Origin of the sequence: Amycolatopsis lexingtonensis (assembly GCF_014873755.1) — a bacterium.
In the GTDB taxonomy this organism is placed as follows: domain Bacteria; phylum Actinomycetota; class Actinomycetes; order Mycobacteriales; family Pseudonocardiaceae; genus Amycolatopsis; species Amycolatopsis lexingtonensis.
Genome location: NZ_JADBEG010000001.1, coordinates 8,075,343 through 8,097,244 on the forward strand (window position 1 = coordinate 8,075,343; position 21,902 = coordinate 8,097,244).

Below are 21,902 nucleotides of genomic sequence, written 5' to 3' on the forward strand. Positions count from 1 at the left end.
AAGCGCCCCAATGTGGCATTGGGTGCGTTGGACGCACCGAACGCCACATTGGGTGCGCTGGACGCACCGAACGCCACATTGGGGCGCTTCCGGAACCGGAACGCCGGACGCGGCGGACGTCGTTCACGGCGTTTCCGGCACCACCGCGCCCGTCTCGTCGGTCACCAGGGCCACCCCGGCCTCGCCGTCGAAGTGCAAGTACCGCTGCCTGCTGTCGGCGTAGCGGCGGACCGCGCCCGCCACCACGGCCACCAGCTCGCCGTCCTCGATGGCGTACAGCTCGTCCGGGGTCAGGGTTTCGTGGATGCCCGTGCCGTCCGTGACCAGGGTGCGGACGCGGCGGCCGGTGTGGTCGTAGCCGTACAGCGCGTTGACGCCGTCGTCGCCGTGGACGCCGCGCAGGCGGTCGAACGCGTCGCGGATTTCGGTGCCGCACAACGGTTCCGGGGGCGCCGCCGCGCCGAGTTCGCGGGTCCAGGTGCCGCCCGGGCCGGTGACGACGTGGCGGCCGCCGGTCCACGCCTCGGTGACGCCGTTCGCGTAGTGCACCGCCGTGCGGTGGCCGCGCAGGTCGTAGTGCACCGCGTCGATGAAGCCGGGCACGCTCACCAGCCTGCCGACCTCGTCGTACTGGTGGTGGACCGTCAGCCGCCCGTCGCCGGCGTCCGGGTAGACCACCTTCGCCGGCCGCCCGTCCGCGCGGCGCGTCACGTCCAAGCGGTACTCGACGGCGACGTGCGCCGGCCGCCAGCGCTTCTCGGCCGGATGGCCGAGCGCGTCGTAGCCGAACAGCGTCACGCCCGATTCGTCGGACACGCGCACCAGCCGTCCGCAGCTGTGCGGCCCGGCGCCGGGCGGCACGGGCAGCCCGCCGTCGTGGTGGGTGAACGTCGTGACCGGGCTGCCGTGCGGGTCGTCGACCAGCACCGCCGCCGGCCGGCCGACGGCGTCGTGGACCCGGTACACCGTGTGCCCGTCCGGTGTCCGCGCCTCGACCGGGTTGCCCGCCGCGTCCCGCACCAGCACGACCCCGTCGGCCCCGCGCAGCTCCCGTCCGAGCAGGTCGTGAAGGCCGCCTTCACGAACTACCAGTTGGTCACGAACGTCGGCGGGCCGGCCGAGGGCGTCGTAGTGGAACTCCTCCGGCGGGGGCGGGCGGTCGCCGTCGCGGAAGGCCCGGCTCGTCCGGCGCACGAAGCCGCGGGCGCAATACTCGTGGCGCTCGTCGACGACGTCGCCGAGCAGCTCGGCGTGCCGCCGCTCCAGCAGCCGCCCGGCGCCGTCGCGCACCTCGGTCGTCAGCAGCACCTCGGCCTCGCCGGACACCGCGCGCTGCTCGGTCGTCACCCGCACCGGACTGCCGAAGTCGTAGCGGTACCGGATCGTCGGCAGCTCCGCCGTGTCGCCGGGCCGGACGACGGTTTCGGTCCGGCCCAGCGGGTCGTGGGTCACCGTGGTCACCGCGCCCGCCGGGTCGATCAGCTCGCGCACCCGCGCGGTCCGGACGTCGTGGCGCGTGATCGTCACGTTCCCGAGCGGATCCGTGGCCACCTCGGGGAAGCAGCGGTCCGGCGAATACCGCACCTCGGTGGTGTGCCCGAGCGGATCGGTCGTGGTGGTGCGCAACCCGGTGACGGTGTCGAGCCGCCCGTGGAACGTCGTGATCCACCAGCCGTCCTCGCCGGGACGGCGGTGGTAGCCGTGGTGGCGCAGGTCCGGCGGGACCGGGCCGTAGCCGTCGGCGACGAGCGCGTCGGTGAGCACCAGCTCCTCCCGCGCGGTGCACAGCCCGTGCGCGCCGGCCCGGCCGTCGGGGGTCTCGTCGTAGCGGAACAGGCAGTCGGACAGCACTTTCCCGCCGCCGTCCACCGTGCGGATCCGCGCGGGCAGCGCCGCGAACCGGCCGTCGGGGTCGGTCGCGTACGTCGTGCGGGTGTCGCGCACGACGAGCCCGCGGCCGGGCCGCTCGGTCGTTTCCACCACCCGCGCCGGGTTCCCGGCGGCGTCGAGGTCCGTCTCCGTCGTGGTGACCGAGACCGGGGCCGGCCGCCGGTCGAACTCGGTCACGACCGAACGAGTCCACTGTGGACGGTGCAGGTGCGTCACCCGGCGGTACGGCCGCTCCTGCGCGGCGGAGCCGTCGAGGCCGTAGGTCTCCTCCTTGGTCAGCCGCCCGTCGTCGCCGAACCAGCGCACGGTGCGCAGCGTCGGCGCGTGCTCGTCGCCGACGTCGTCCTGGACGACGCGGCCGAAGATCGGCGCCCGGCTGTCGTGGTAGTCGAACTCGGTCACGCCCACGTGGCCGGTGGCCGCTTCGCGGCGCGAGACGCGCCGGACCACCGGGATCGCCTCGACGGTCGTGTACTCGATCTCCGTGCGCAGCCCGATGCCGTTGTCGATCCCGCTCAGCCGCCCGGCGCGGGGGAGGTCTTCGAAGGAGAAGTACGGCACGGTGTCGTCGGCGTCGAGCAGCGTGACGCCGCCGCCGGACCGGGCCTTCGCGGCGAGCTGGACCCGCCTCGCGACCGGGGTTTCCACCTGGGTGTAGGCCAGCCGCAGCACCGGGGCGGCGGCTTCGGCGCCGCGCGCGTCGAACCCGGTGAGCGCCACCGACGTCAGCAGGGAAGCGCCGGTGACGTCGTCGGGGTCGTAGCCGAGGGTCCACCGCCGGACGAGCGGCCGCGCGTCGGCGGGCACCCGCAGGTCGATCCGCGCGCACCGCAGCGCCGTCGTGACGAGGGTGCCGCCGCGGCCCCAGCGCAGCACGTCCGGCCGCGGCTCGTAGGCGAAGTCCACTTCGTACGGTCCGTAGGCGACGCGGACGAGGTACGCCTGGCCGCTGTGGTGCGCCCAGCCGAACGTCGCCGTCGCGCCCAGCGGGTCCTCGGTCCGGTCGAGGTACCAGCCGTCGCCGTCGGCGGGGCCGAGGAAGTGCCGGGTGCCCGACCGGGTGGTCAGCACGTAGCCGTCGCCGTGGCGGGTGAGCCGGCCCGCCGTCCCGGACCGGGCGGGGCCGTCGGTCTTCCGGACGTGCGGCAGCGGCAGCGCGAACCCGCCGCCGAACGGGCCGTTGGGCGCGCCGGTCGTGTAGCGCAGCGCCAGCGCCGGGGCGCCGCCGCCGGGACCGGGTGGCAGGTCGAGCGGGACCGCGAACCGCCCGCCGCCGGTGGCCGGGTCCGGGGTGAACACCCCGCCCTGTCCCCGGACCGGCGCCGGCCGGGTCGCCTCCCGCGTGCTCGACCGGAGCACAACCATGGTGATCTCCCCGCATGGATTCGTGACTTCCGGAGGCCAGGTGGGTGAGTCGATGGCGCCAGATACCTCTTCACCCGTTTGCCATCGCCGTTACCCATTCGAGACGTCGGTGTCGTATCCCGGTGGCGGCCCGCGGGTCTTTCCCGGGTGCCATCAGTGATCAATGGCGGAGGGTGGACCCGATGGTCGTCAAGTTCGTCCGGGACGAGGGCGCGGAAGTTGCGGCGGAGGACGCGAGCACGCTGAACGAGCTCCCGACCCCGCCGAGGCAGTTGCTCGACCGGCACGGCGCACGCGTGCTCGACCCGGCGACCGCGGTCGTCGTCGCCGGCCAGCCGGTGCCGCGCACGACGGTGTACCGCCCGGGCACGTTCCTGCTGCCCGGCCGGTACCTGCGCGACCCGGAGACCCTGGCCGCGATCAACCGCGTGCTCGCGCGCATCGGCATCTACGCGACCCCGGCCGACCGCGGCGACGACGGCCAGGGGTACGGGCGCGTCCGCGAACTCCCCGACGTGCCCGTCCGCGCCCTGCTGCGGGTCCGCGAGGACTCCGACCCGGTCGTCGTCGACTGCTGGAAGGCACTGCAGCTGCTGCGGGCCGCCGCTTCGGGCGAGAAGCCCGAGCTCGACCCGGAGCTCGTCAAGGAGATGTCCGTCGAGCACCTGCTCTTCACCTCGCCGGTGTTCGGCGGGGTCCCGTGGGAGACCAGCGGCCTCGGCGGCACGCCGTGGGAGACCAGCGGGTTCGGCCCGGGCAGCTCGTACGGGCGCACCCACGGCGCGAACCGGATCCCGGTGACGCTGGCCGCCGAACCGCCGTACCGCAGCCGGAAGCCCGCGCACCGGCGGCCGGTGATCGCCGTGCTCGACACCGGCATCGGCCCGCACCCGTGGTTCGGCATGGCCGACCGCTCCGCCCCGCCGGCCCCCGGCTCCGGGCTCGCCGTGGCGCCGGACATCCAGGCGGCGATCCTGCAGGCCGAGATCGACTCCGGGAACACCGTCCCGACGCAGCTGCTCGCCGACTACTGGGACGCGCCGACGACCGGCCAGCCGCTGATCGGCGACATCGACACCGACACCGGGCACGGCCTGTTCATCGCGGGCATCATCCGGCAGGCCTGCCCCGAAGCCGACACGCTCGCGATCCGCGTCGTGCACAGCGACGGCGTCGCGTACGAGGGCGACGTGCTGCTCGCGCTGCACCTGCTCGCGGACCGCGTCCGCAACGCGCAGGCGAACAACCGGCCGCAGGACCTGGTCGACATCGTCTCGATCTCGATGGGCTACTACGTCGAGGACCCGGCGGACGTCGTGTTCACCGGCCAGTTCGGCACGGTCATCGCCGAGCTGCTCGGCCTCGGCGTGCTGGTCGTCGCGGCCGCGGGCAACGACGCCACGACCCGCCGCTTCTACCCGGCGGCCTTCGCCGACCAGCCGCTCGGCCCCGGCTGCGGGCCGCAGGTGATCAGCGTGGGCGCGCTCAACCCCGACGTCACCACGAGCAAGGCGCTGTTCTCCAACGAAGGCCCGTGGGTGCGGTGCTGGGCGACCGGCGCCGGCGTGGTCAGCACCTACCCGACCGACGTCCGCGGCACCGCGTCCGCCGACCACCAGGTGCCCGACCACGGCCGCAACTCCTTCGACCCCGACGACTACAGCGCCGGCTTCGCGGTCTGGGACGGCACGTCGTTCGCCGCCCCGCTCGCCGCGGCCGAGATCGGCAAGGCACTGCTGCACCACGCCGGGGACCTGGCCACGGTCGACCGCGAAACGGTCGTCAAGCGGGCCTGGTCCGCGCTGGGTTCGCTGTGAACGTGGCCAAGACCGACCACAGCCGGGTAGCGGCACTGTTCGACGCGGCGCGGGAAGGTGACCGCGCGGCGCTGGACGAACTGGTTTCCCTGCTCACGCCGCTGCTCTGGCAGGTGGCGCGCGATCAGGGTCTGGACGCCGATCAGGCGGGCGACGTCGTGCAAACGGCGTGGCTGCGCCTGCTCGGTTCGTTCGCGGAGATCCGCTCGCCGGTCGCGCTGACCGGCTGGCTGATCACCGTGACCAAACGGGAGGCCTGGCGGACTGGGGAAAAACGCCAGGTCGAACGGCCGCTGCCGGAGCTTCCGGAGCGGCTGACCGAAGCGTCACCGGCACCCGAGGAGGGGGTGCTGCGCGACGACCAGCGCGTGCGGCTTTGGCGCGCGGTCGACAACCTGCCCGAACGCTGCCGCAGCCTGCTGCGGATCGTGGCGTTCGTGCACCGGCCGGACTACGCCGAAGTGGGCGCCCGGCTGGGAATGCCGAGGGGGAGTATCGGCCCGACCAGGGGACGCTGCCTCGCGCGCCTGCGCGAGCAGCTACTCGCCAACGGCGAAGGAGATTGGCTGTGACCACCGTCGAACCACCAGGCGCGAACGAGCCGCTGGACGAGCTCGACTTCCGGCTCCTCGCCGGCGTGCGCGAGCTGTGGGAAGACGCCGACCCGATGCCCGCCACGCTGGTGGAGCAGATCCGCTTCGCCATCGCGCTGGAGGACGTCGACCTGGAAGTGATGCGCATCCGCGAGCAGGAGGGCCTCGCCGTCACGCGAAGCGCCGCCGAGCAGGGACGGCTCATCACTTTCGACAGCGAAAGCCTGACGATCATGGTGAACGTGAGTCCCGAAGCGACGGGGACGATCCGCCTGGACGGGTGGCTGACCCCGCCCGCCGAGCACCCGATCGAGGTACGCACGGCGAACGGCCCCTTGACGACCACGTCGGACGCCGAGGGGCGCTTCGCGGTCAACGGGGTGCCGCACGGGATGGTGCAGGTGCTGGTGCGCACCCTCGGACGGTCGAGGACGGTCAGCACGCCGGCCATCGAACTGTGAGGGCGGCCGGGGCGCGGCTTGCGGTGTCTTGAATGACTCATTCAGGTCTTCGGCGGTCTTGAATGACTCATTCAGGACCTCTGGGGAGCTGGGCTCGGGCGACACAGCCCGAACCGCGCCGCACGTCATGAACGACCCGTTCCTGTCATCCGCGCCCCGGATACCGCGCTGCCACGTGAAAATCCGCCTCCCGGCGAGAACTCCCGGACCGCCCGGACCCGGAGGTACGATCCGGGTCGTCCTTCTCGGCCGAGGGGGACGGCTCCGGCCGGGAGGGCAGCCTGTGGTCGCGTCGCCGAGGGCGGAAGACCGGGTGCGCGACCTGCATCGGCGTGCGGTCGCGGCGACCAACAACGGCCAGCCCGTGGTCGGCGGGCGCCTGATCCGTTCCGCCGCACGGCTTCTGGGGCTGCCCGCGACCGCGCCGCCGCCCGGATGGCCGGCCTGGCCCGATCTCGCCACGCGCGTGCTCGGCACTTACGCGGCCGTCGAAACCGCGCTGGGCAACAGCACTCGCGGGCTCGCCCTGCTCGACGAGGCCGACGTCCTCGTCTCCGACGCCGGGCGCGGGATCCTGCGGCAGCAGCGCGGTCTCGTGCTGATCCTCATCGGACGGATGGACGAAGCCCTCGCGTGCTTCGACGAGGCGATTCCGCTGCTGCGGCAGGCCGGCGAGTTCGTCGTGCTCGCCCGGACGCTGCTCAACCGCGCGATGCTGCACCAGTACGCCGGCCGCGTGCGGCTCGCGCTCGCCGATCTCGACCAGTGCGAGCAGATCGGGGCCGGCCAGCCCGAAGAAGACGGCCTGGCCCGGATTTTCGCGAAAGCCGCGCACGGGCGCGGGCAGGCGCGGGTGCTGACCGGTGACATCCCGGGCGCGCTGCGGGACTTCGACGCGGCGAGCGGGTTCTACGCCGAGCAGAGCGTCGGGATGCTGCCGGTGCTGGCCGTCGACAAGGCGCGGGCGCTGCTCGCCGCCGGGCTGCCGCAGGAAGCCGCCGCCGAACTGGACGCGGCGCTGGAGCAGTTCCCGCGGCTGCGGATGAACCAGGAACACGCCGAAGCCGAACTCACGCGCGCACTCGCCGCGCTCGCGAGCGGTGACCCGGCGACCGCGCGCAGCTGGGCCGGGCGCGCGGAACGGCGGTTTCGCCGCCGGGGCAACGAAACCTGGGCCGCGGTCGCGCAGCTGACCGCGTTGCGCGCGGACTTCGCGGCCGGACGGCGGATCGCCCGCGTCGCCACCGAGGCGGCCGCGCTGGCCGGCCGGCTCACCGGGCTGGGCCTGCGCAACGACGCCGAAATCGCGGCGCTGCTGGCCGCGCGGGCCCGGATCGCGCTCGGCGACCCGGACGGCGCCCGGGCCGGCATCGCCCCGCGCGACCGCCGGACCGCGCCGCTGGAAAACCGCCTGGTGCGGCGGCTCGCGCTGGCCGAACTCGGCGCCGCGACCGGCCACCGGCGCATGACGTTCGCGAACGCGCGCGCCGGGCTCGCCCAGCTGCAGCGCCACCGCAGCCGGTTCGGCAGTGTCGACCTGCAGACCGCGACGACGTCGCTGGGCAAGGAACTCGCGGACGCCGGCCTCGCCGCCGCGCTCGCCCAGCGTTCGCCGGGGGTGGTGTTCCGCTGGCTCGACCGTTCTCGCGCGCAGGCGTTCCGGTTCCGGCCGGTGCGCCCGCCCGCGCACCCCGAGATCGTCGACGCCGTCGCCGAGCTGCGGTACCTCTCGATGCAGATCCGCGCCGGCGAGCTGTCCGGGAAGCCGGACGCCCAGGCCGTGAAGCGTTGTGCCGCGCTGGAACGGGAAATCCGCGCCAAGGGCTGGCAAGCGGAAGGCACCGACGAGGACCACCCCGAAGCGAAGCTGCGCGAGATCGGCGACGAGCTCGCCGACAGCGGCAGCGCGATGGTCTGCTTCCTCGCCGACCACGGCGCGTTGTGCGCGCAGGTGATCGCGAACCACCGGGTGGCGCTGATCGAGCTCGGGCCGGCGTCGGCCGTCGCCGAGCCGGTCGCGCGGCTGCACAGCGACCTCGACGCGTTGTGCGGGCGCCAGCTCCCCGCCCAGCTGGACCAGGTCATCCGCCGGTCGGTGCGGACGCAGGTCACCGCGCTGGACGCGATCCTGCTGGCGCCGCTGGCGGCCCGGCTGGGCGACCTCGACGTCGTCGTCGTGCCGACCGGCGCGCTGTCGGCGATCCCGTGGGGGCTGCTGCCGACGGTGCGCGGGCGTCCGGTGACGGTCACGCCGTCGTCGTCGGCCTGGCTCGACGCGGGCCGCCGTCCCCGCCGCGCGAGCGGGGCGCCGCTGCTGGTCGCGGGCTCGGACCTGACCCACGCGGAAACCGAGATCTCGTTGCTGGCGCCGCTGTACCCGGAGGCGGAGGTGCTGACCGGCCCGGACGCGACGGTCGCGGCGACGCTCAAGGCGTTCGACGGCTGCCGGCTGGCCCACTTCGCCGCGCACGGTCACCACGAGCGGGAAAACGTGCTGTTCTCCCGGCTCAACCTCGCCGACGGCCCGCTGATGGCCTACGACGTCCAGCAGCTCGCGACGGCGCCGGAGCAGGTGGTGCTGTCGTCGTGCGACGTCGGCCAGACCGTGGTCCGCGCGGGCGACGAAGTCCTCGGCTTCACGGCGGCGCTGCTCTACGGCGGCAGCCGCACGGTGGTCTCGAGCGTGGCGCGGGTCGACGACCGGACCGCGGGCGGGGTGATGCTGGCGTTCCACCGCGCGCTGGCGGCCGGGACGCCACCGGCGCGAGCGCTGGCCGACGCGGCCACCGCGGAACCGCTGATGCCGTTCGTCTGCTTCGGTCGCAGCTGACACTCTTTTCGACGTCCGGCGATCTTGAAGGTTGCTTTCCGGTGATCGATCGCATCGCGGCGCATCCCCGAGGGGCCGGTGGACATCTCTCCCTGTGAGTCCAGTCGATCACGGAACAAGGGAGGATGACCATGAAGCGAGCTGGTACCGCACTGATCATCGGGGGTCTGGTGGCCGGTGGGCTGCTCGTGGCCGGCGGGGCGGCGAACGCCATGCCGAGCGATCACCCGTGTGGCGCCTCGGACGTCCACGTGACCGTGGCCCGGGACCCGTCGCACGCGGCCGGGCACGAGGCTTACGTGCTCACTTACACGGCGACGTCGCCGAACACGAACTGCAAGCTCGAGGGCGCGCCGACGGCGGTGGGGTTCCTCGCCGGCGGGCAGCGGCTGCCGATCGCGGTCACGACGGACGCGTCCGAGGCGGTCCCGGTGAACCTGCGCGTCGGGCACCCGGCGGTGTCCCGGATCGTCCAGCGCTCGGCCGCCGCGCCCGCGGCCGCCGACTTCGTCACGTTCGACCTGCCGACCGGGCCGTACGGCCAGCCGGTGAGCGTCGCGTGGCCGGCGGGGGCGCCGGTGAAGGGCGACACCGTCCAGGTCACGCCGGTCGGCAACTGAACTTCGGGAGGGGATTTCACGTGAAGCGCATCTTGCTGGGGATCGGCACGGCGGCGGGGGCCTTCGTGCTGGCGGCGTGCGGCACGTCCACGGCGGCTCCGGCACCCGCTCCCGCGGCGGGTTCCGGCTCCGCGAACGGCGCGGCAGCGGGCCCGGCGGGCGGCGGTGTGGCCACGGCGTCGACAGCGACGCCCCGCTGTACGACGGCCGATCTGGAGGTCCTGCTGGGCAAGCCGGCCGAGAAGAACGACGCGCCGGGCCAGTACGACATCCCGCTGACCTACCGGAACACGACGGACCACACGTGCGGGCTGTACGGCGTCCCGGGCGTCGACCTGGTCGGCCCGGACGAGCCGACGTTCGGCCCGGTGTACCACCTGCCGCGCGTCGACAACGGCGTGAAGTACAACGAGGTCACCGCGGGGACGACGGCCTCGGCCACGATCACGGTGGTGAAGCCGGCGGCCGGTGAGCCGACGTGGACGCCGTCGAAGCTGAACACGATCCCGCCGGGGTCGACGAAGGCGCTGTCCGCGGCCTGGCCGCCCGACCTCCCGGTCCTGCGCCAGGACGCGGCGACCCACCCGGGCTCGTACGTCAACGGCATCCTGGCCGACCCGGCCTGACGCCGCTTCTTGTCACTCGATCGGGTGAAGGCTGGGGCCGCGCGTCATTCCTGGCGTGCGGTCCCCTCTTCCTCACTGCGGCGGTAACCGGCCGGCACGCCCCCCGACTGGCCGGTTACCGCTGCGAGTTTCCTACTGACAGTGGAACCGCACCTTCGGAGATCCGGCAGGTGCTCCGGCGCCTTACCGTCGAAAGCTGTGACGGACGAACAGTGGGAGTCGGTGCGCGCGGTCCTGCCGCAGGTCGGCGGCCGGTTCGCGGACCTGGTGGCGAGCGTGCCGGACGCGCACGCGAAGTCGCTGGGCGAGTGGTCGATCGCCGAAACGGCGTCGCACGTCGGCATGATCGCCTTGATGTACACGGCGATGATCCGCGGCGACGGCGGCCCGCTCCCGTTGCCGGGCCTCGAAGAGCCGATCGACTCGGCCAGCGTCGACACGATCTCCCGGATGAACGCGCTCGCCCTCGAGCTCTACCCGGAACGCGACCCGGTCCGCCTGGCCGAGCGGCTGCGCGCGGACATCGCCGAAGTCCTGCTGGTCAGCGCGGACCTCGACCCGGGCAAACCGGTCTGGTGGCTGGGCGGCTCGCGCGTCCCGGTGGCCGGCGTCCTCGCGCACCTGGTCAACGAGATGCTGCTGCACGGCCTCGACATCGCCCGCGCGCTCGGGCGGCCGTGGCCCATCCCGGCGCGGTACGAGGCGATGTTCCTGGAGCTGTTCCTGTTCGGCATGGTCCGGAACGACATGGGCAGCCTGCTCGACGACGCGACGCCGTCACCCCGGCGGATCGCGGTCGAGTTCCGCTCGGCGTACACGAAGCCGGGGGTGCTGGCGCTGCAACACGGCCGGCTGCGCTTCGAGGAACCGGACGGCACGGCGGACGTGCGCCTGCGCTTCGACCCGGCGGTCCTGGTCCCGATGATGTTCGGCCGGATTTCGAAGGCCCGCGCGGTGCTGACCGGCGGCGTCCGCATCAGCGGGCGGCGGCCGTGGCTGCTCCCGGCGTTCCTGCGGACCGTGCGGATGCCTTAGCGGAGCACGCGGAAGGTCAGGTGGGTCGCGTTCGGCGTCTCCGTCACGGCGGTGCGCTCCAGCCGGACGTGCTCCGGTCCGTCGAAGAGCCGGACGCCGTGGCCGAAGAGCAGCGGGACCACGTGCAGGCGGAGTTCGTCGACCAGCCCGGCGCTCAGGAACTGCCGGAGGGTGGTGCCCCCGCCCATGACGACGACGTTGTCCTCGCCGGCCGCGGCTTTCGCTTGCGCCAAGGCGCTTTCGATGCCTTCGGTGACGAAGGTGAACGTCGTCGGGCCCTTCACGACCGGTTCGTGCGGCCGGTTCGTGACGACGAAGACCGGCTTCCCGAAGGTGCCGTCGTCGCCCCAGACGCCGATGCCGACGTCGAACATCGTCCGGCCGAGGACGAACGCACCGGTGTCCTCGAACAGCTTCGCCGCGACTTCGCCGTCGGCTTCGGTGCCTTCGAACAGCCACTCGTGCAGCAGGTCGCCGTCCTTGCCGAGCCGGTGCTCGGTGCTGGTGTCCGGCCCGGCCACGATCCCGTCGGCCGACACGCTGATCTCCGCGATGACCTTCACCAGCTGTCGCCCCATTCCGCGTCGCGGGCCGCGCGGTACCGCGGGCCCTGCTTCTTCGAAACCGCGACGCCCGGCTTCAACCCGTCCCCGGTGCACAGGTCGAGCGCGACCCAGCCCTTGTGCTTCTTCGGGTGCCGGATGATCCGTGCCTCCGGCCGCTCCGGCTCGAACCGTCCCGCGACGACGTACGCGAACTTCTCGTCCTCGAAGCCGAGCGTGCCCGCCTTCAGCCGCCGGTGCAGGCCCGACCGCGGGAGGCGCGCGGCGAAGTGGCACCAGTCCTCGCCGGGCACGATCGGGCACGCGGCGTCGTGCGGGCAGGGCGCGACGACGTGCAGGCCGAGCTCGATCAGCTGGGCGCGGGCGGCGCGGATCCGCTCGTAGCCCGCCGGCGTGCCCGGCTCGATCAGCGCGACCGCCCCGGCCTTCGCCGCCAGCCAGCGCACGACGTGGGCGCGGCCGGCTTCCGGCAGTTCGCCCAGCACGTAGGAGAGCGTGACGAGATCGGCTTCGGGCGCCGGGGCGGCCGGGTCGACGAACCCGCGTCGCCACTCCGCCTCCCGCACCGGCGCCTGGAGTGCGTTGGCGGCCAGCCGCTTCCCGAGCCCGATCGCGCCGGCGACCTGCTCCAGCACGGTGCACTTCGCGAGCGACGGCCACACCGCCGCGGCCGCCCACACCGCCGCCCCGGTACCCCCGCCGACGTCGACCTGCGTGCGCGGCTCGAAGCCAGGAGCCCGCGAAGCCGCTTCGGCGAGCACCGCGTGCACGGCGGCGTAGGTGGCTGGCATCCGGTAGCCCGCGTACGCGGCGACGTCGGCTTCGGAGGTCAGGATCGGCGAGGTCGCGGCGTCACCTTGGCGGTAGCGCGCGCTGAGCCGGTCGACGGACTGGGCCAGCCGGGCCACCGGGTGCCTGGCCAGCTCTTCGTCGAGCGCGGAGGAGAGGTCGTCGGGGAGTACCGCCACGACGGCAGGTTAGCCGGGCTCTCACCAGGGTTTGGCGTCGCGGTCGCGCGCCCAGCCCGCTCGGTCGCGGCACCCGCTGCAACGAACTTCAGACGCCCGGCACGCGTGTCCGAATTGCCCAACCGGAGCGACCCTGAGCTGCTAGTTTTCCGGCGCGAAAACTTTTTCGCCGGAGCTGTCGATCCGGGGCGGGGCCGTTCGACGCGTTGGCGAGACCGAACGAGAGGAGACCGCGGTGCGGTTCATGGTGATCGTCAAGCAGAACGAAGACTCCGAGGCCGGGAAGGGCCCGAGCGCCGAGCTGCTGGCCGAGATGGGCAAGTTCAACGAGGAGATGGTCAAGGCCGGCATCCTGCTCGCCGGCGAGGGGCTCACGCCGAGCTCGCAGGGCGCGCGGGTGGTGTTCTCCGGCAGCGAGGAACCCAAGGTCGTCGACGGTCCGTTCGCCGAGACCAAGGAGCTCGTCGGCGGCTTCTGGATCCTGCAGTGCCGCGACCGCGAAGAGTGCATCGAGTGGATCAAGCGGATGCCCAACCCCGAGGGCCAGGCCGGCGAGGTCGAGATCCGGCGGGTCGCCGAGGCGTCCGACTTCGAGAACATGACGCCCGAGGTCGCGGAGCTGGAAGGGCGGCTGCGCGCGCAGAGCGCCGGGGAGGCGTGATGCGGTTCCTCGTGATGGTCAAGGCGACGCCCGAGTCCGAGGCGGCCGGGTTCCAGCCCACGGCCGAGGAGCTCGCCGAAATGACGAAGTTCAACGCCCGGCTGGTGGACGAAGGCCGGCTCGAACTCGCCGAGGGGCTCACGTCCAGCGCGGAGGGCGTCCGCGTCGTCTTCGAGGGGAACGCCGAGCCGAAGGTCATCGACGGGCCGTTCGCGGAGACGAAGGAGCTGATCGCCGGGTTCTGGGTGCTGAACGGCGAGTCGCTCGAGGAAATCGTCGCGCTGATGAAGCAGGCGCCGAACCCGAACCCCGAGGTGACGAGCGGCGTGGTGGAGATCCGCACGATCGCCGGGTAGTGGGTTGCACCGCGGCCGATCACCCTGTCTGATGGCCGGGTGACGGTTGCGGACGCCCGGAGCACGGTCGAAACGGTCTGGCGCATCGAGTCGCCGCGGCTCATCGCGGGCCTGGCCCGGATGGCCCGTGGCGACGTCGGTCTCGCCGAAGAGCTGGCGCAGGACGCGCTGGTCGCGGCGCTGGAGCAGTGGCCGGAGTCCGGCGTGCCGCGCAACCCCGGCGCGTGGCTGATGACCATCGCCAAGCGCCGCGCGGTCGACCAGTTCCGCCGCAACGAGCGGTACGCGGAGAAGCTCGAGGAGGTCGGCCGCGGCCAGCAGCTCGGCGAGGGCGTGCTGCCGGACTTCGACGCGGCCCTCGACGACCACATCGAGGACGACGTCCTGCGCCTGCTGTTCGTCGCGTGCCACCCGGTGCTGAACACGCAGGCCAGGGTCGCGCTGACGCTGCGCATGCTCGGCGGCCTGACGACCGACGAGATCGCGCGCGCGTTCCTGGTCCGCGAATCGACGATCGCCCAGCGGATCGTCCGGGCGAAGAAGGCGCTGGCGGCGGCGAAGGTCCCGTTCGAGGTCCCGGAGGGCGACGAGCGCGTCGCCCGGCTGTCGTCCGTGCTCGAGGTCCTCTACCTGGTGTTCAACGAGGGCTATTCGGCCACCCGTGGCGACGACTGGATGCGCCCGGCGCTGTGTGAGGAGGCGATGCGCCTCGGCCGCGTGCTCGCCGCGCTGATGCCGGGCGAGTCCGAGGTCCACGGCCTGGTCGCGCTGATGGAGCTGCAGGCGTCCCGCGCGAAGGCCCGCACCAAGCCGGACGGCGAGCCGGTGCTGCTGCTGGACCAGGACCGCTCCCGCTGGGACCGCCTCCTGATCCAGCACGGCCTGGCGGCGCTGGCGCTTTCGGAGCAGATCGCCGAAGGGGCGTACGGCCCGTACTCCGCGCAGGCGGCGATCGCGGCCTGCCACGCCCGCGCCCGCACCCCGGAGGAGACGGACTGGGCGCGGATCGCCGCGTTGTACGAAGGCCTCGGCAAGCTCCAGCCGTCCCCGGTGATCGAGCTGAACCGCGGCGTCGCGGTGGCGATGGCGTACGGCCCGGAAGCGGGCCTGGCGGTGGTGGACGCGGTGGCGTCGGACGCGGCGCTGAAGGATTACCACTTGCTGCCGAGCGTCCGGGGCGACTTGCTGGAGAAGCTCGGCCGGCTGGAGGAGGCGGAGCGGGAGTTCCGGCGCGCGGCGGAGATGACGGAGAACGCCCGCGAGCGGGAGCTGCTCCTGAACCGCGCGAAGGCCGTCGGCGTGCCGTGAACGCGGGGGACAGGGCGCGCAAGGTCTTCATCTCGTACGCGCACGAGTCGGAGGCGCACGTCGAGCGGGTCCGCGAGCTGTGGATCGCGCTCAGAAGCCACGGGATCGACGCACAGCTGGACCTGCCGGCCGCCGGGCAACGGCAGGATTGGGCGCTGTGGATGGGGCACCGGGTCCGCGAGGCCGACTTCGTCCTGGTGGTGGCCTCCGCGACCTATCGGCGCAGAGCGGAAGGCCGCGCGGCGGCCGACGACGGCCGCGGGGTGCAGTGGGAGGCCCGGTTGATCCGGGACGCGTTCTACTCCCACCAGGACCGGCTTGACCGGTTCGTGCCCGTGGTGCTTCCCGGCGCCACGCTCGGCGACGTCCCCGACTTCCTCGCCCCGGCCACCACGACGGTGTACCAGGTGGACGACTTCACCCCGGCAGGTCTGGAGCCGCTGCTCCGGGTGCTGCTCGAGCAGCCGCTGGAGGTGGAGCCCCCGCTGGGACAGGTGCCGGTACTGCCTCCGCGTGGCCACGGCCGGCCGCTCGCGCCACGGGTGCGGGAATGGGATCCGATCCACCTCGGCGTCCAGCGGCCGATGACCGTCGACGACACCGACCTGCCCACCGCACTGCCGCTGTACGTGCCGCGAGACCACGACCGGCGGCTGCGCGACCTGCTCGGCCAGGCACACCGGAGTCTCATGGTCGTGCTGACCGGCGGGTCCTCGACGGGCAAGACGCGTGCCCTGTGGGAGGCGGCGGCCACCGTGCTGCCCGACTGGACGTTGGCGCGGCCACGCACCGCGGACGAGCTGCTGGGCACGGGCGCGACGCTGCCACCGCGCACCCTGCTGTGGCTCGACGAGACCCAGCGCTTCTTCCAGGACGCCACCGAGCAGGTCGCGGCGCTGCTGCTCGATCTGCTGCAGACACCGGGACCCGTGGTCGTGCTGGGCACGATGTGGCCGCGCTACTGGGAAGCCATCACCTCAGGACCCGCGTCGGACCCGTACCCCGTCACCCGGAGGCTGCTGGTCGACCACGCCGTCGAGATCACCGTCCCGGACACGTTCGCGGGCGACCGGAACGCGTTGCGGCACCTCGGCGAGCTCGCCGCGCAGGACCGTCGCCTGGCCACGGCGTACCGCAGTGCCGGCGCGGACGGCAAGGTCGTCCAGGTGCTGTCCGGCGGCACGCTTCTCGTCCAACGCTACGAACGCGGTGGCAACAAGCACGGCACGGCGTTGATCTCGGCCGCGATGGACGCGCGGGGCATCGGATACCTGTCCCCGTTGCCCGCCGAATTCCTCAAGGCGGCGGCTCCCGCGTATCTGACCGCGACCGAACGAGCCGCGGACTCGGGCTGGTTCGCCGATGCGGTGGCGTACGCGACCGAGGAGATCCGTGGTGTCGCGGCCCTGTTCCCCGTGCAGGTGCCCGGCGGCATCGGGCCCTCGGAGCTGTACGGAATCCACGACTACCTCAGCCAGTACGGCTCGCTCCGCAGAGGTCTCAACCCGGTGCCGCCCGCGGTGTGGGACGGTCTCGACCCGTACCTCACCGAGCCGATGGACTGCCTGCGCGTGGCGGCCGCCGCCCGGCGGAGGATGCTCTACGGCCGCGCTCACCGCTTGTACCAACGCGCTTGGGACAGCGGCTACCTCGCCTGGGAGGACTGGGCGAACATGCTGATGGGCCAGGACCGCAAGGAGGAAGCGGCCGAGATCTGCCGTGCGGCGATGTCCGCCGGCACGTCCCAGCCGGTGCGGATTCTTGCCCGGCTGCTGGAGCGGCTCGGACGGCGGGACGAACTGGCCGAACTCGCCGCCGCGGGGTCCGGTGACGCCGCCGAAGAGCTGGCGCCACTGCTGGCCGAACAAGGACGAGAGCCGGAACTGCGAGCGTTGGCCGAGGCGGGCAACCCCAAGGCCGCCATGCTGTTGGCCGAGTTGCTGACCGGAAGAGGCGACCACGACGGCGCCATCGCGATCTACCGGTCATTGTCCGACTACTCGGCCACGCGGGAGGTCGCCCGGTTATTGGCGCGGCAAGGCATGGAAGACGAGCTGCGCGCACGTGCCGCCACCGGCGACAGCCCGGCAAAGGAAGAACTCGCACGACTCCTCGCCCGGCAAGGAAGGAAAGCAGAGCTGCATTCCCTCGCGCTCGCGGGTGACTACTACGCGGCAGAGCAACTGGCCCGCGACCGCGAAGAGAGCGGTGACATCGACGGGGCCATCGCGATCTACGACCTCGTGGAGGGAAGCGGCGCGAGGCTGAGGACAGCGCGGCTGCTCGCCCGGCACGGCAGGGAGGACGACCTCCGGGCACTCGCCCAGGCTGGGGAGGCATACGCGATACGCGAGCTCGCCGACCTGTTCTTCGAGGAGGGGCGGGAGCACGAGCTTCGGGCACTCGCTGCCGAGTCCGACAGGTATGAACCTCAGGACCTGCTGGTCAAGCTGCTCGTCCGGGAAGGCCGGCACGACGAGGCCATCTCCGTGTACAGCTCGTTGATCGAGGCCGGCCTCACGTATCGGGGCCGGGACCTGGTGGAGCTGCTCGCCGAGCTCGGTCGCGACCAGGAACTCCTCGACCTGGCCGAGAAAGGGGATGAATGGGCGGAGAAAGCGCTCGCGGAGCTGCTTGCCGCGCAAGGCCGGGAAGACGAGCTCCGCAGGTTGGCGCTCGGCGGTTCCAGGAGCGCGATCAGGGAGCTGTCCTTCTTGGCGTACGACACGGCGAAGCACGGCCTGAACCCGGACGGATCCACGGCCGGCGGCTAGCGGCCCCGCCACGAAAGCGGCGGCAACGTCAACGCCGCCTCCGCGATCTTCTTCGCCGTCTCGGTCTTGAGGCCCTTCCGCGCCGACGCGATCCACTCGTCCACCGGCCGGACGCCGATGTCGCGGTATTCCAACGCCTGCAGCAGCATCTCCAGCTTGTCCGCGTCCTTCGCGCACAACGCCTCCGCCGAAGCGCGGCTCTCGTACTCGTCGACCGCCTCGCGCACCAGCGCGCGGGACCGCGACGGCAGCGCGGCCGTCTGGTCCGCCGTGATCTCCCGCGGTTCCGGCTTGCGCAGGTACTCGACCGCCGTCAGCGGGAGGTCGCCCGTGCGCGTTTCCTGCGTGTCGTGCCACAGCGCCAGGAACGCCGCCCGCTCCGGGGACGCGCCCTCCTCCGCCGCGATCAGCGCTGCCAGCTGGGCCGCGCGGAGGCTGTGCTCGCCGACCGACTCCGGGTCGCGGACGCCCGCGTGCCACCAGCCCGACCGCCGGATCCGTTTCAGGAGGCCGAGCTCGTAGCCGAACGAGGCCAGCGCTTCAGACGTCATGCCGCTCAGCCTAGGGCGACGGGATCATCGCCGTCAGGACCGTCGCCTGCAGGAGGGAAATCACGCCGACCACGGCCGTCAGCAGCAGGGACCACAGGAACGTCTGCCGCAGCAGCGAGCCCTCCTTGCCGCTCTGGCCGATCGCCGTCGCGCCGATCGACAGGTTCTGCGGCGAGATCATCTTGCCCATCACGCCGCCGGAGGTGTTGGTCGCGCCGGCCAGGATCGGGTTCAGGTTCAGCTGCTGGGCCGAGATCACCTGCATCGGGCCGAACAGGCTGTTCGTCGACGCGTCCGAGCCGGTCAGGAACACGCCCAGCCAGCCGATGTACGCCGAGAACAGCGGGAAGACCGCGCCGGTCGTCGCCAGGGCCAGGCCGAGCGTCTGCGTCGCGCCCGAGTAGTTCATCACGAACGCGATGGCCAGGATCATGAAGATCGTCGCGAGTGCCCAGCGCATCTGGACCAGCGTCGACCGGTACGTCTTGAGCAGCAACCCCGGCCGCGCGCCCATCGCGAAGCCGGCGATGACCGCGGCGATCAGCGCCACCGTGCCCGGCGAGAACAGGAAGTCCACCGTGAACGTCGCCGCGTAGGGCGTGTTCTTCGCCGTGATCGGCGGGTGCTGGATCACGTGGTTGTGCAGTCCCGGCCACGCGAAGATCCAGTCCGCCTTGTGCAGCAGCTTCGTCAGGTCCAGCCAGGCGGGGAGGTTCTTGAAGATCGTGCCGATCCGCGACAGGAAGATCGCCAGGATCAGGATGATGTAGGGCAGCCACGCGTAAAGCGCGCGCCGCTCGGATTTCGCGGTGGTCGAGACAGCGCTTTCTTCACCGTCGAACCGCCACACGCTCGCGGGCTGCCAGAACCGCGTCAGCACCCAGAGCGCGGCCATCGCGGTGAGCGCGGCGAGGACGTCGACGAGGCTGGCGCTGATGTAGTTGGACGCGACGAACTGCATGGCCGCGAACGCGAGCCCGGCGGTCAGCACCGCAGGCCACACCGCGAGCATGCGCTTCCAGCCGGCCAGCACCACGACCAGGAACGCCGGAATGATCAACGCCAGTACGGGAACCTGCCGCCCGACCATCGCCGAGAACAGCTCGGTCGCCTGGTCCTGCTTGAGGTGCATGATCGGCGCGGTGAGCCGCCCGAGCACGATCAGCGGGTTGCCGAGCCCGCCGAACGCGACCGGCGCGGTGTTCGCCAGCAGCGCCAGCACGACGGCCTTCACCGGCGGGAACCCGAGCGCGGCCATCATCGCCGCGGTGATCGCGATCGGCGACCCGCCACCCGCGACGCCTTCGAGCAGCGCGCCGAAGGCGAACGCGATCAGCAGCGCCTGGAGCCGCCGGTCTTCGCTGAACCCGGCGAGCACGCGCTTGATGCTGTCGAACCGGCCGGTCGCCACCGTGACGTTGTGGAAGTACACGGCGTGGAACGCGATCCAGGCCACCGACCACACGCCGAAGCACACACCCATGGCTGCGGAGTCGAACGCCAGCGCGGCCGGCATCCGGTACAGCAGAAGGGCGACGCCGAGCGCGGTGACCAGCGCGAGCGCGGCGGAGAGGTGCGCGGAGAAGCGGACAACGCCGAGCGCGACGAGCAGAACGACGATCGGCAGCGCGGCGAGCAGCGCGGAAACCCACAGCCCGCCCGCCGGCTGGTAGTCCTGGATCCAGGTCACGGTCGGCTCCTTCGCCGGGTCGCGGGAACATCGGGGGTGGCGCGGAGGTCTTGAATGAGTCATTCAGGACCACTGGTGACCTGAATGACTCATTCAAGACACTGGGCTGGGCACGGAACGCCGGTCGGGCCGCACCCACCGCCCGAGATCAGGCCGGCCGGCTCCGCACGAAACCGAGCCGCAGCGACAACGCCGCCGCCGTTCCCGCCACCGATGCGCCGAGTTCGTCCAGGCGGCGCAGTACCCGCGGGGCCGGTCCGGCGATGCTGATCGCCGCGATCGGGCGGCCCGAGTGGTCGCGGACCGCGGCCGCGACGCAGCCGACGTCCGGCTCGTTCTCCACCTCGTCGATCGCCCAGCCCCGGCGGCTCGTGCGCGCGAGTTCGTCGAGGAGGCGGTGCGGGTCGATGATCGTCTTGAGGGTCAGCGAATCCAGCTTCATCCGGCGCACGCGCTCGGCGCGGTCGACCTCCGGCAGCGCGGCGAGCCATGCCTTCCCGAGCGACGTCGCGTGCTGCGGTCGTCGCGTGCCGAGGCGGCAGGCGAGCGTCACGGCGCTGGCGCTGCGTTCGGTCGCGACGTAGACCATGGTGTCGTTGTCCGGCACGGCCAGGTAGGTCGTCTCACCCGAGCGCTCCGCGAGCGACGCGAGGTACCGCGGCGCGCAGCGGTGCAGGTCGGTCGCCGCCATCGCGCGGGCGCCGAGCTCGACCAGGCGCGTTCCCAGCCGCACGCGGCCGGTGATCTGGTCGGCTTCGAGGTACTCGAGGTTCTTCAAGGTGCCGACGATCCGGTACGCGGCACTGCGGGAAAGCCCCAGTTGCCGCGCGATCGCATTGGTGGAAATCTCCTGGTGCCGGCCCACGTGCTCCAGCACCGCGAGTCCGCGTTCGAGAGTTCCGCTGTTCTCCAGCCCGCGCTCCGGTCCCACGTTGCCCTCCGTTGGACGTTCCCGGTTTCCGCTCAGCGGCAAGGCTTTCCGCTGGGTGGGTTTGGACGGTAACACCTCCGATGTATGTACGGAAGATCTTGAAACGTCTCAGGAGAAATGCGAGTAGTTGTGGATGCTAATAGGTACAACCTCCGATGGTTAAGTTTCCTACCTATGGCGGTTGCGGGGGTGTGAACAGGCGCGTTCGACGCGTTCGACAACGTTGTCGTTCAGGTCCGTGAATGCGCATTCACGGACCTGAATCAAGTGGGTCAGCGCGAAAATGTCGTGAAAGCCGGAACGGCCGCCAGTACCTCGCCGAGTGCCTGCCGCGCGGATTCCCCGAACTCGCCGCCGTCGCTCCAGCGTTCGTGGGCGAGCTTCATCGCGAGCGCGCCGAGTTCCGCGGCGACGCACGCGGTCAGATCCGGGACGCCGCGCCGCTTGAGGGCGTCGGCCATCGCCGCCGTGAGGGCCAGGCCCTTCAGCGCTTCGCGCTCCCGCAGTTCCGGGTTCGCGTCGATCACCGCCCGCCGGAGGGCGCCGAACTCACGGCGTTCGGGCGTGAACGCCGTGCGGCCGACCGCGTCCATCGCTTCCGCGACGGCTTCGAGCGGGCCCGCCGTTTCCGGCGCCGCGGCGATCGCCCCGGCGAGCAGGCCGGCCATGGTGCCGCCGCCGAAGAGCACTTCGCGCTTGTCCTGGAAGTGCCGGAAGAAGGTGCTCTTCGTCAGCCCGGCGCGCTCCGCGATGTCGATCACCGTCGTGTTCTCGTAGCCGCGCTCGGCGAACAGCTCCAGGGCGGCTTTGCTCAGCCGCTCCGGGGCGTTCGGTTGCCAGCGGGCCATGGGGCCAGTTTACGG

At 72.3% G+C, this 21,902-nt stretch carries 18 protein-coding genes; 11 read left to right on the top strand and 7 right to left on the bottom strand.

Translation table 11 applies throughout. The features are described from left to right. Window positions 1-123: 123 nt before the first annotated feature. Window positions 124-3,255 (bottom strand): SpvB/TcaC N-terminal domain-containing protein, encoded by a 3,132-nt coding sequence (locus H4696_RS37465; protein ID WP_086858668.1) that lies wholly within the window; start codon window positions 3,253-3,255, stop codon window positions 124-126. A gap of 182 nt (window positions 3,256-3,437) precedes the next feature. Here H4696_RS37465 and H4696_RS37470 point away from each other — a divergent pair, with 182 nt between their 5' ends. The 7 genes from H4696_RS37470 to H4696_RS37500 all read left to right on the top strand — a co-directional run bounded on the left by H4696_RS37470 (window position 3,438) and on the right by H4696_RS37500 (window position 11,237). Next, window positions 3,438-5,072, top strand: a complete 1,635-nt coding sequence (locus H4696_RS37470) for a S8 family serine peptidase (RefSeq protein ID WP_086858714.1) — start codon at window positions 3,438-3,440, stop codon at window positions 5,070-5,072. Next, a complete protein-coding gene (locus tag H4696_RS37475; RefSeq protein WP_086858667.1) occupies window positions 5,069-5,644 on the top strand; it encodes a sigma-70 family RNA polymerase sigma factor in 576 nt (191 codons plus the stop codon). The genes H4696_RS37470 and H4696_RS37475 overlap by 4 nt, the downstream gene beginning before the upstream one ends. Continuing rightward, entirely contained in the window at window positions 5,641-6,126 is a 486-nt protein-coding gene (locus tag H4696_RS37480; protein ID WP_086858666.1) for a hypothetical protein, read from the top strand. Before H4696_RS37475 ends, H4696_RS37480 begins: the two co-directional genes overlap by 4 nt. 313 nt (window positions 6,127-6,439) lie before the next feature. After that, a complete protein-coding gene (locus H4696_RS37485; RefSeq protein WP_338078711.1) occupies window positions 6,440-8,956 on the top strand; it encodes a CHAT domain-containing protein in 2,517 nt (838 codons plus the stop codon). A gap of 131 nt (window positions 8,957-9,087) precedes the next feature. Then, on the top strand, window positions 9,088-9,576 hold the full coding sequence (locus H4696_RS37490) for a DUF4232 domain-containing protein (protein WP_192782748.1): 489 nt from the start codon (window positions 9,088-9,090) through the stop codon (window positions 9,574-9,576). A 20-nt stretch (window positions 9,577-9,596) separates the two neighbouring features. After that, window positions 9,597-10,202, top strand: coding sequence for a DUF4232 domain-containing protein (locus H4696_RS37495; protein WP_086860432.1), 606 nt, complete (start codon window positions 9,597-9,599; stop codon window positions 10,200-10,202). A gap of 198 nt (window positions 10,203-10,400) precedes the next feature. After that, entirely contained in the window at window positions 10,401-11,237 is an 837-nt protein-coding gene (locus H4696_RS37500) for a maleylpyruvate isomerase family mycothiol-dependent enzyme (protein WP_086860430.1), read from the top strand. Here H4696_RS37500 and H4696_RS37505 read toward each other — a convergent pair. Together H4696_RS37505 and H4696_RS37510 are read right to left on the bottom strand one after the other, a co-directional pair. Then, window positions 11,234-11,800, bottom strand: coding sequence for a dihydrofolate reductase family protein (locus H4696_RS37505; RefSeq protein ID WP_211299682.1), 567 nt, complete (start codon window positions 11,798-11,800; stop codon window positions 11,234-11,236). The two genes, H4696_RS37500 and H4696_RS37505, sit on opposite strands and share 4 nt — an antisense overlap. Next, entirely contained in the window at window positions 11,797-12,768 is a 972-nt protein-coding gene (locus H4696_RS37510; RefSeq protein WP_086860429.1) for a small ribosomal subunit Rsm22 family protein, read from the bottom strand. Before H4696_RS37510 ends, H4696_RS37505 begins: the two co-directional genes overlap by 4 nt. A gap of 235 nt (window positions 12,769-13,003) precedes the next feature. Here H4696_RS37510 and H4696_RS37515 point away from each other — a divergent pair, with 235 nt between their 5' ends. Genes H4696_RS37515 through H4696_RS37530 form a run of 4 tightly spaced genes read left to right on the top strand, consistent with a single transcriptional unit; the run spans window position 13,004 to window position 17,867 of the window. After that, a complete protein-coding gene (locus H4696_RS37515) occupies window positions 13,004-13,429 on the top strand; it encodes a YciI family protein (RefSeq protein ID WP_086860427.1) in 426 nt (141 codons plus the stop codon). After that, the gene (locus H4696_RS37520; protein ID WP_086860425.1) at window positions 13,429-13,785 is read left to right on the top strand and encodes a YciI family protein; all 357 of its coding nucleotides are present in this window, start codon (window positions 13,429-13,431) and stop codon (window positions 13,783-13,785) included. Before H4696_RS37515 ends, H4696_RS37520 begins: the two co-directional genes overlap by 1 nt. A gap of 39 nt (window positions 13,786-13,824) precedes the next feature. Further along, window positions 13,825-15,093, top strand: coding sequence for an RNA polymerase sigma factor (locus tag H4696_RS37525; RefSeq protein WP_086860420.1), 1,269 nt, complete (start codon window positions 13,825-13,827; stop codon window positions 15,091-15,093). Further along, entirely contained in the window at window positions 15,090-17,867 is a 2,778-nt protein-coding gene (locus H4696_RS37530; RefSeq protein WP_086860418.1) for an SEFIR domain-containing protein, read from the top strand. Before H4696_RS37525 ends, H4696_RS37530 begins: the two co-directional genes overlap by 4 nt. Here H4696_RS37530 and H4696_RS37535 read toward each other — a convergent pair. The 4 genes from H4696_RS37535 to H4696_RS37550 form a co-directional block, all read right to left on the bottom strand. Next, entirely contained in the window at window positions 17,864-18,418 is a 555-nt protein-coding gene (locus H4696_RS37535; protein ID WP_086860416.1) for an HD domain-containing protein, read from the bottom strand. The genes H4696_RS37530 and H4696_RS37535 overlap by 4 nt on opposite strands. Before the next feature lie 10 nt (window positions 18,419-18,428). Next, the gene (locus H4696_RS37540; protein WP_086860414.1) at window positions 18,429-20,108 is read right to left on the bottom strand and encodes an L-lactate permease; all 1,680 of its coding nucleotides are present in this window, start codon (window positions 20,106-20,108) and stop codon (window positions 18,429-18,431) included. 148 nt (window positions 20,109-20,256) lie between these two features. Continuing rightward, window positions 20,257-21,039, bottom strand: a complete 783-nt coding sequence (locus H4696_RS37545) for an IclR family transcriptional regulator (protein WP_086860412.1) — start codon at window positions 21,037-21,039, stop codon at window positions 20,257-20,259. Window positions 21,040-21,311: 272 nt separating this feature from the next. After that, window positions 21,312-21,887, bottom strand: coding sequence for a TetR/AcrR family transcriptional regulator (locus H4696_RS37550; RefSeq protein ID WP_086860410.1), 576 nt, complete (start codon window positions 21,885-21,887; stop codon window positions 21,312-21,314). Window positions 21,888-21,902: the final 15 nt, after the last annotated feature.

Bases quoted from the DNA above. Each gene is read 5' to 3' on its own strand.
- H4696_RS37470 (WP_086858714.1), top strand. From the start codon at position 3,438: ATGGTCGTCAAGTTCGTCCGGGACGAGGGCGCGGAAGTTGCGGCGGAG.
- H4696_RS37465 (WP_086858668.1), bottom strand. From the start codon at position 3,255: ATGGTTGTGCTCCGGTCGAGCACGCGGGAGGCGACCCGGCCGGCGCCG.
- H4696_RS37490 (WP_192782748.1), top strand. From the start codon at position 9,088: ATGAAGCGAGCTGGTACCGCACTGATCATCGGGGGTCTGGTGGCCGGT.
- H4696_RS37535 (WP_086860416.1), bottom strand. From the start codon at position 18,418: ATGACGTCTGAAGCGCTGGCCTCGTTCGGCTACGAGCTCGGCCTCCTG.
- H4696_RS37520 (WP_086860425.1), top strand. From the start codon at position 13,429: ATGCGGTTCCTCGTGATGGTCAAGGCGACGCCCGAGTCCGAGGCGGCC.
- H4696_RS37550 (WP_086860410.1), bottom strand. From the start codon at position 21,887: ATGGCCCGCTGGCAACCGAACGCCCCGGAGCGGCTGAGCAAAGCCGCC.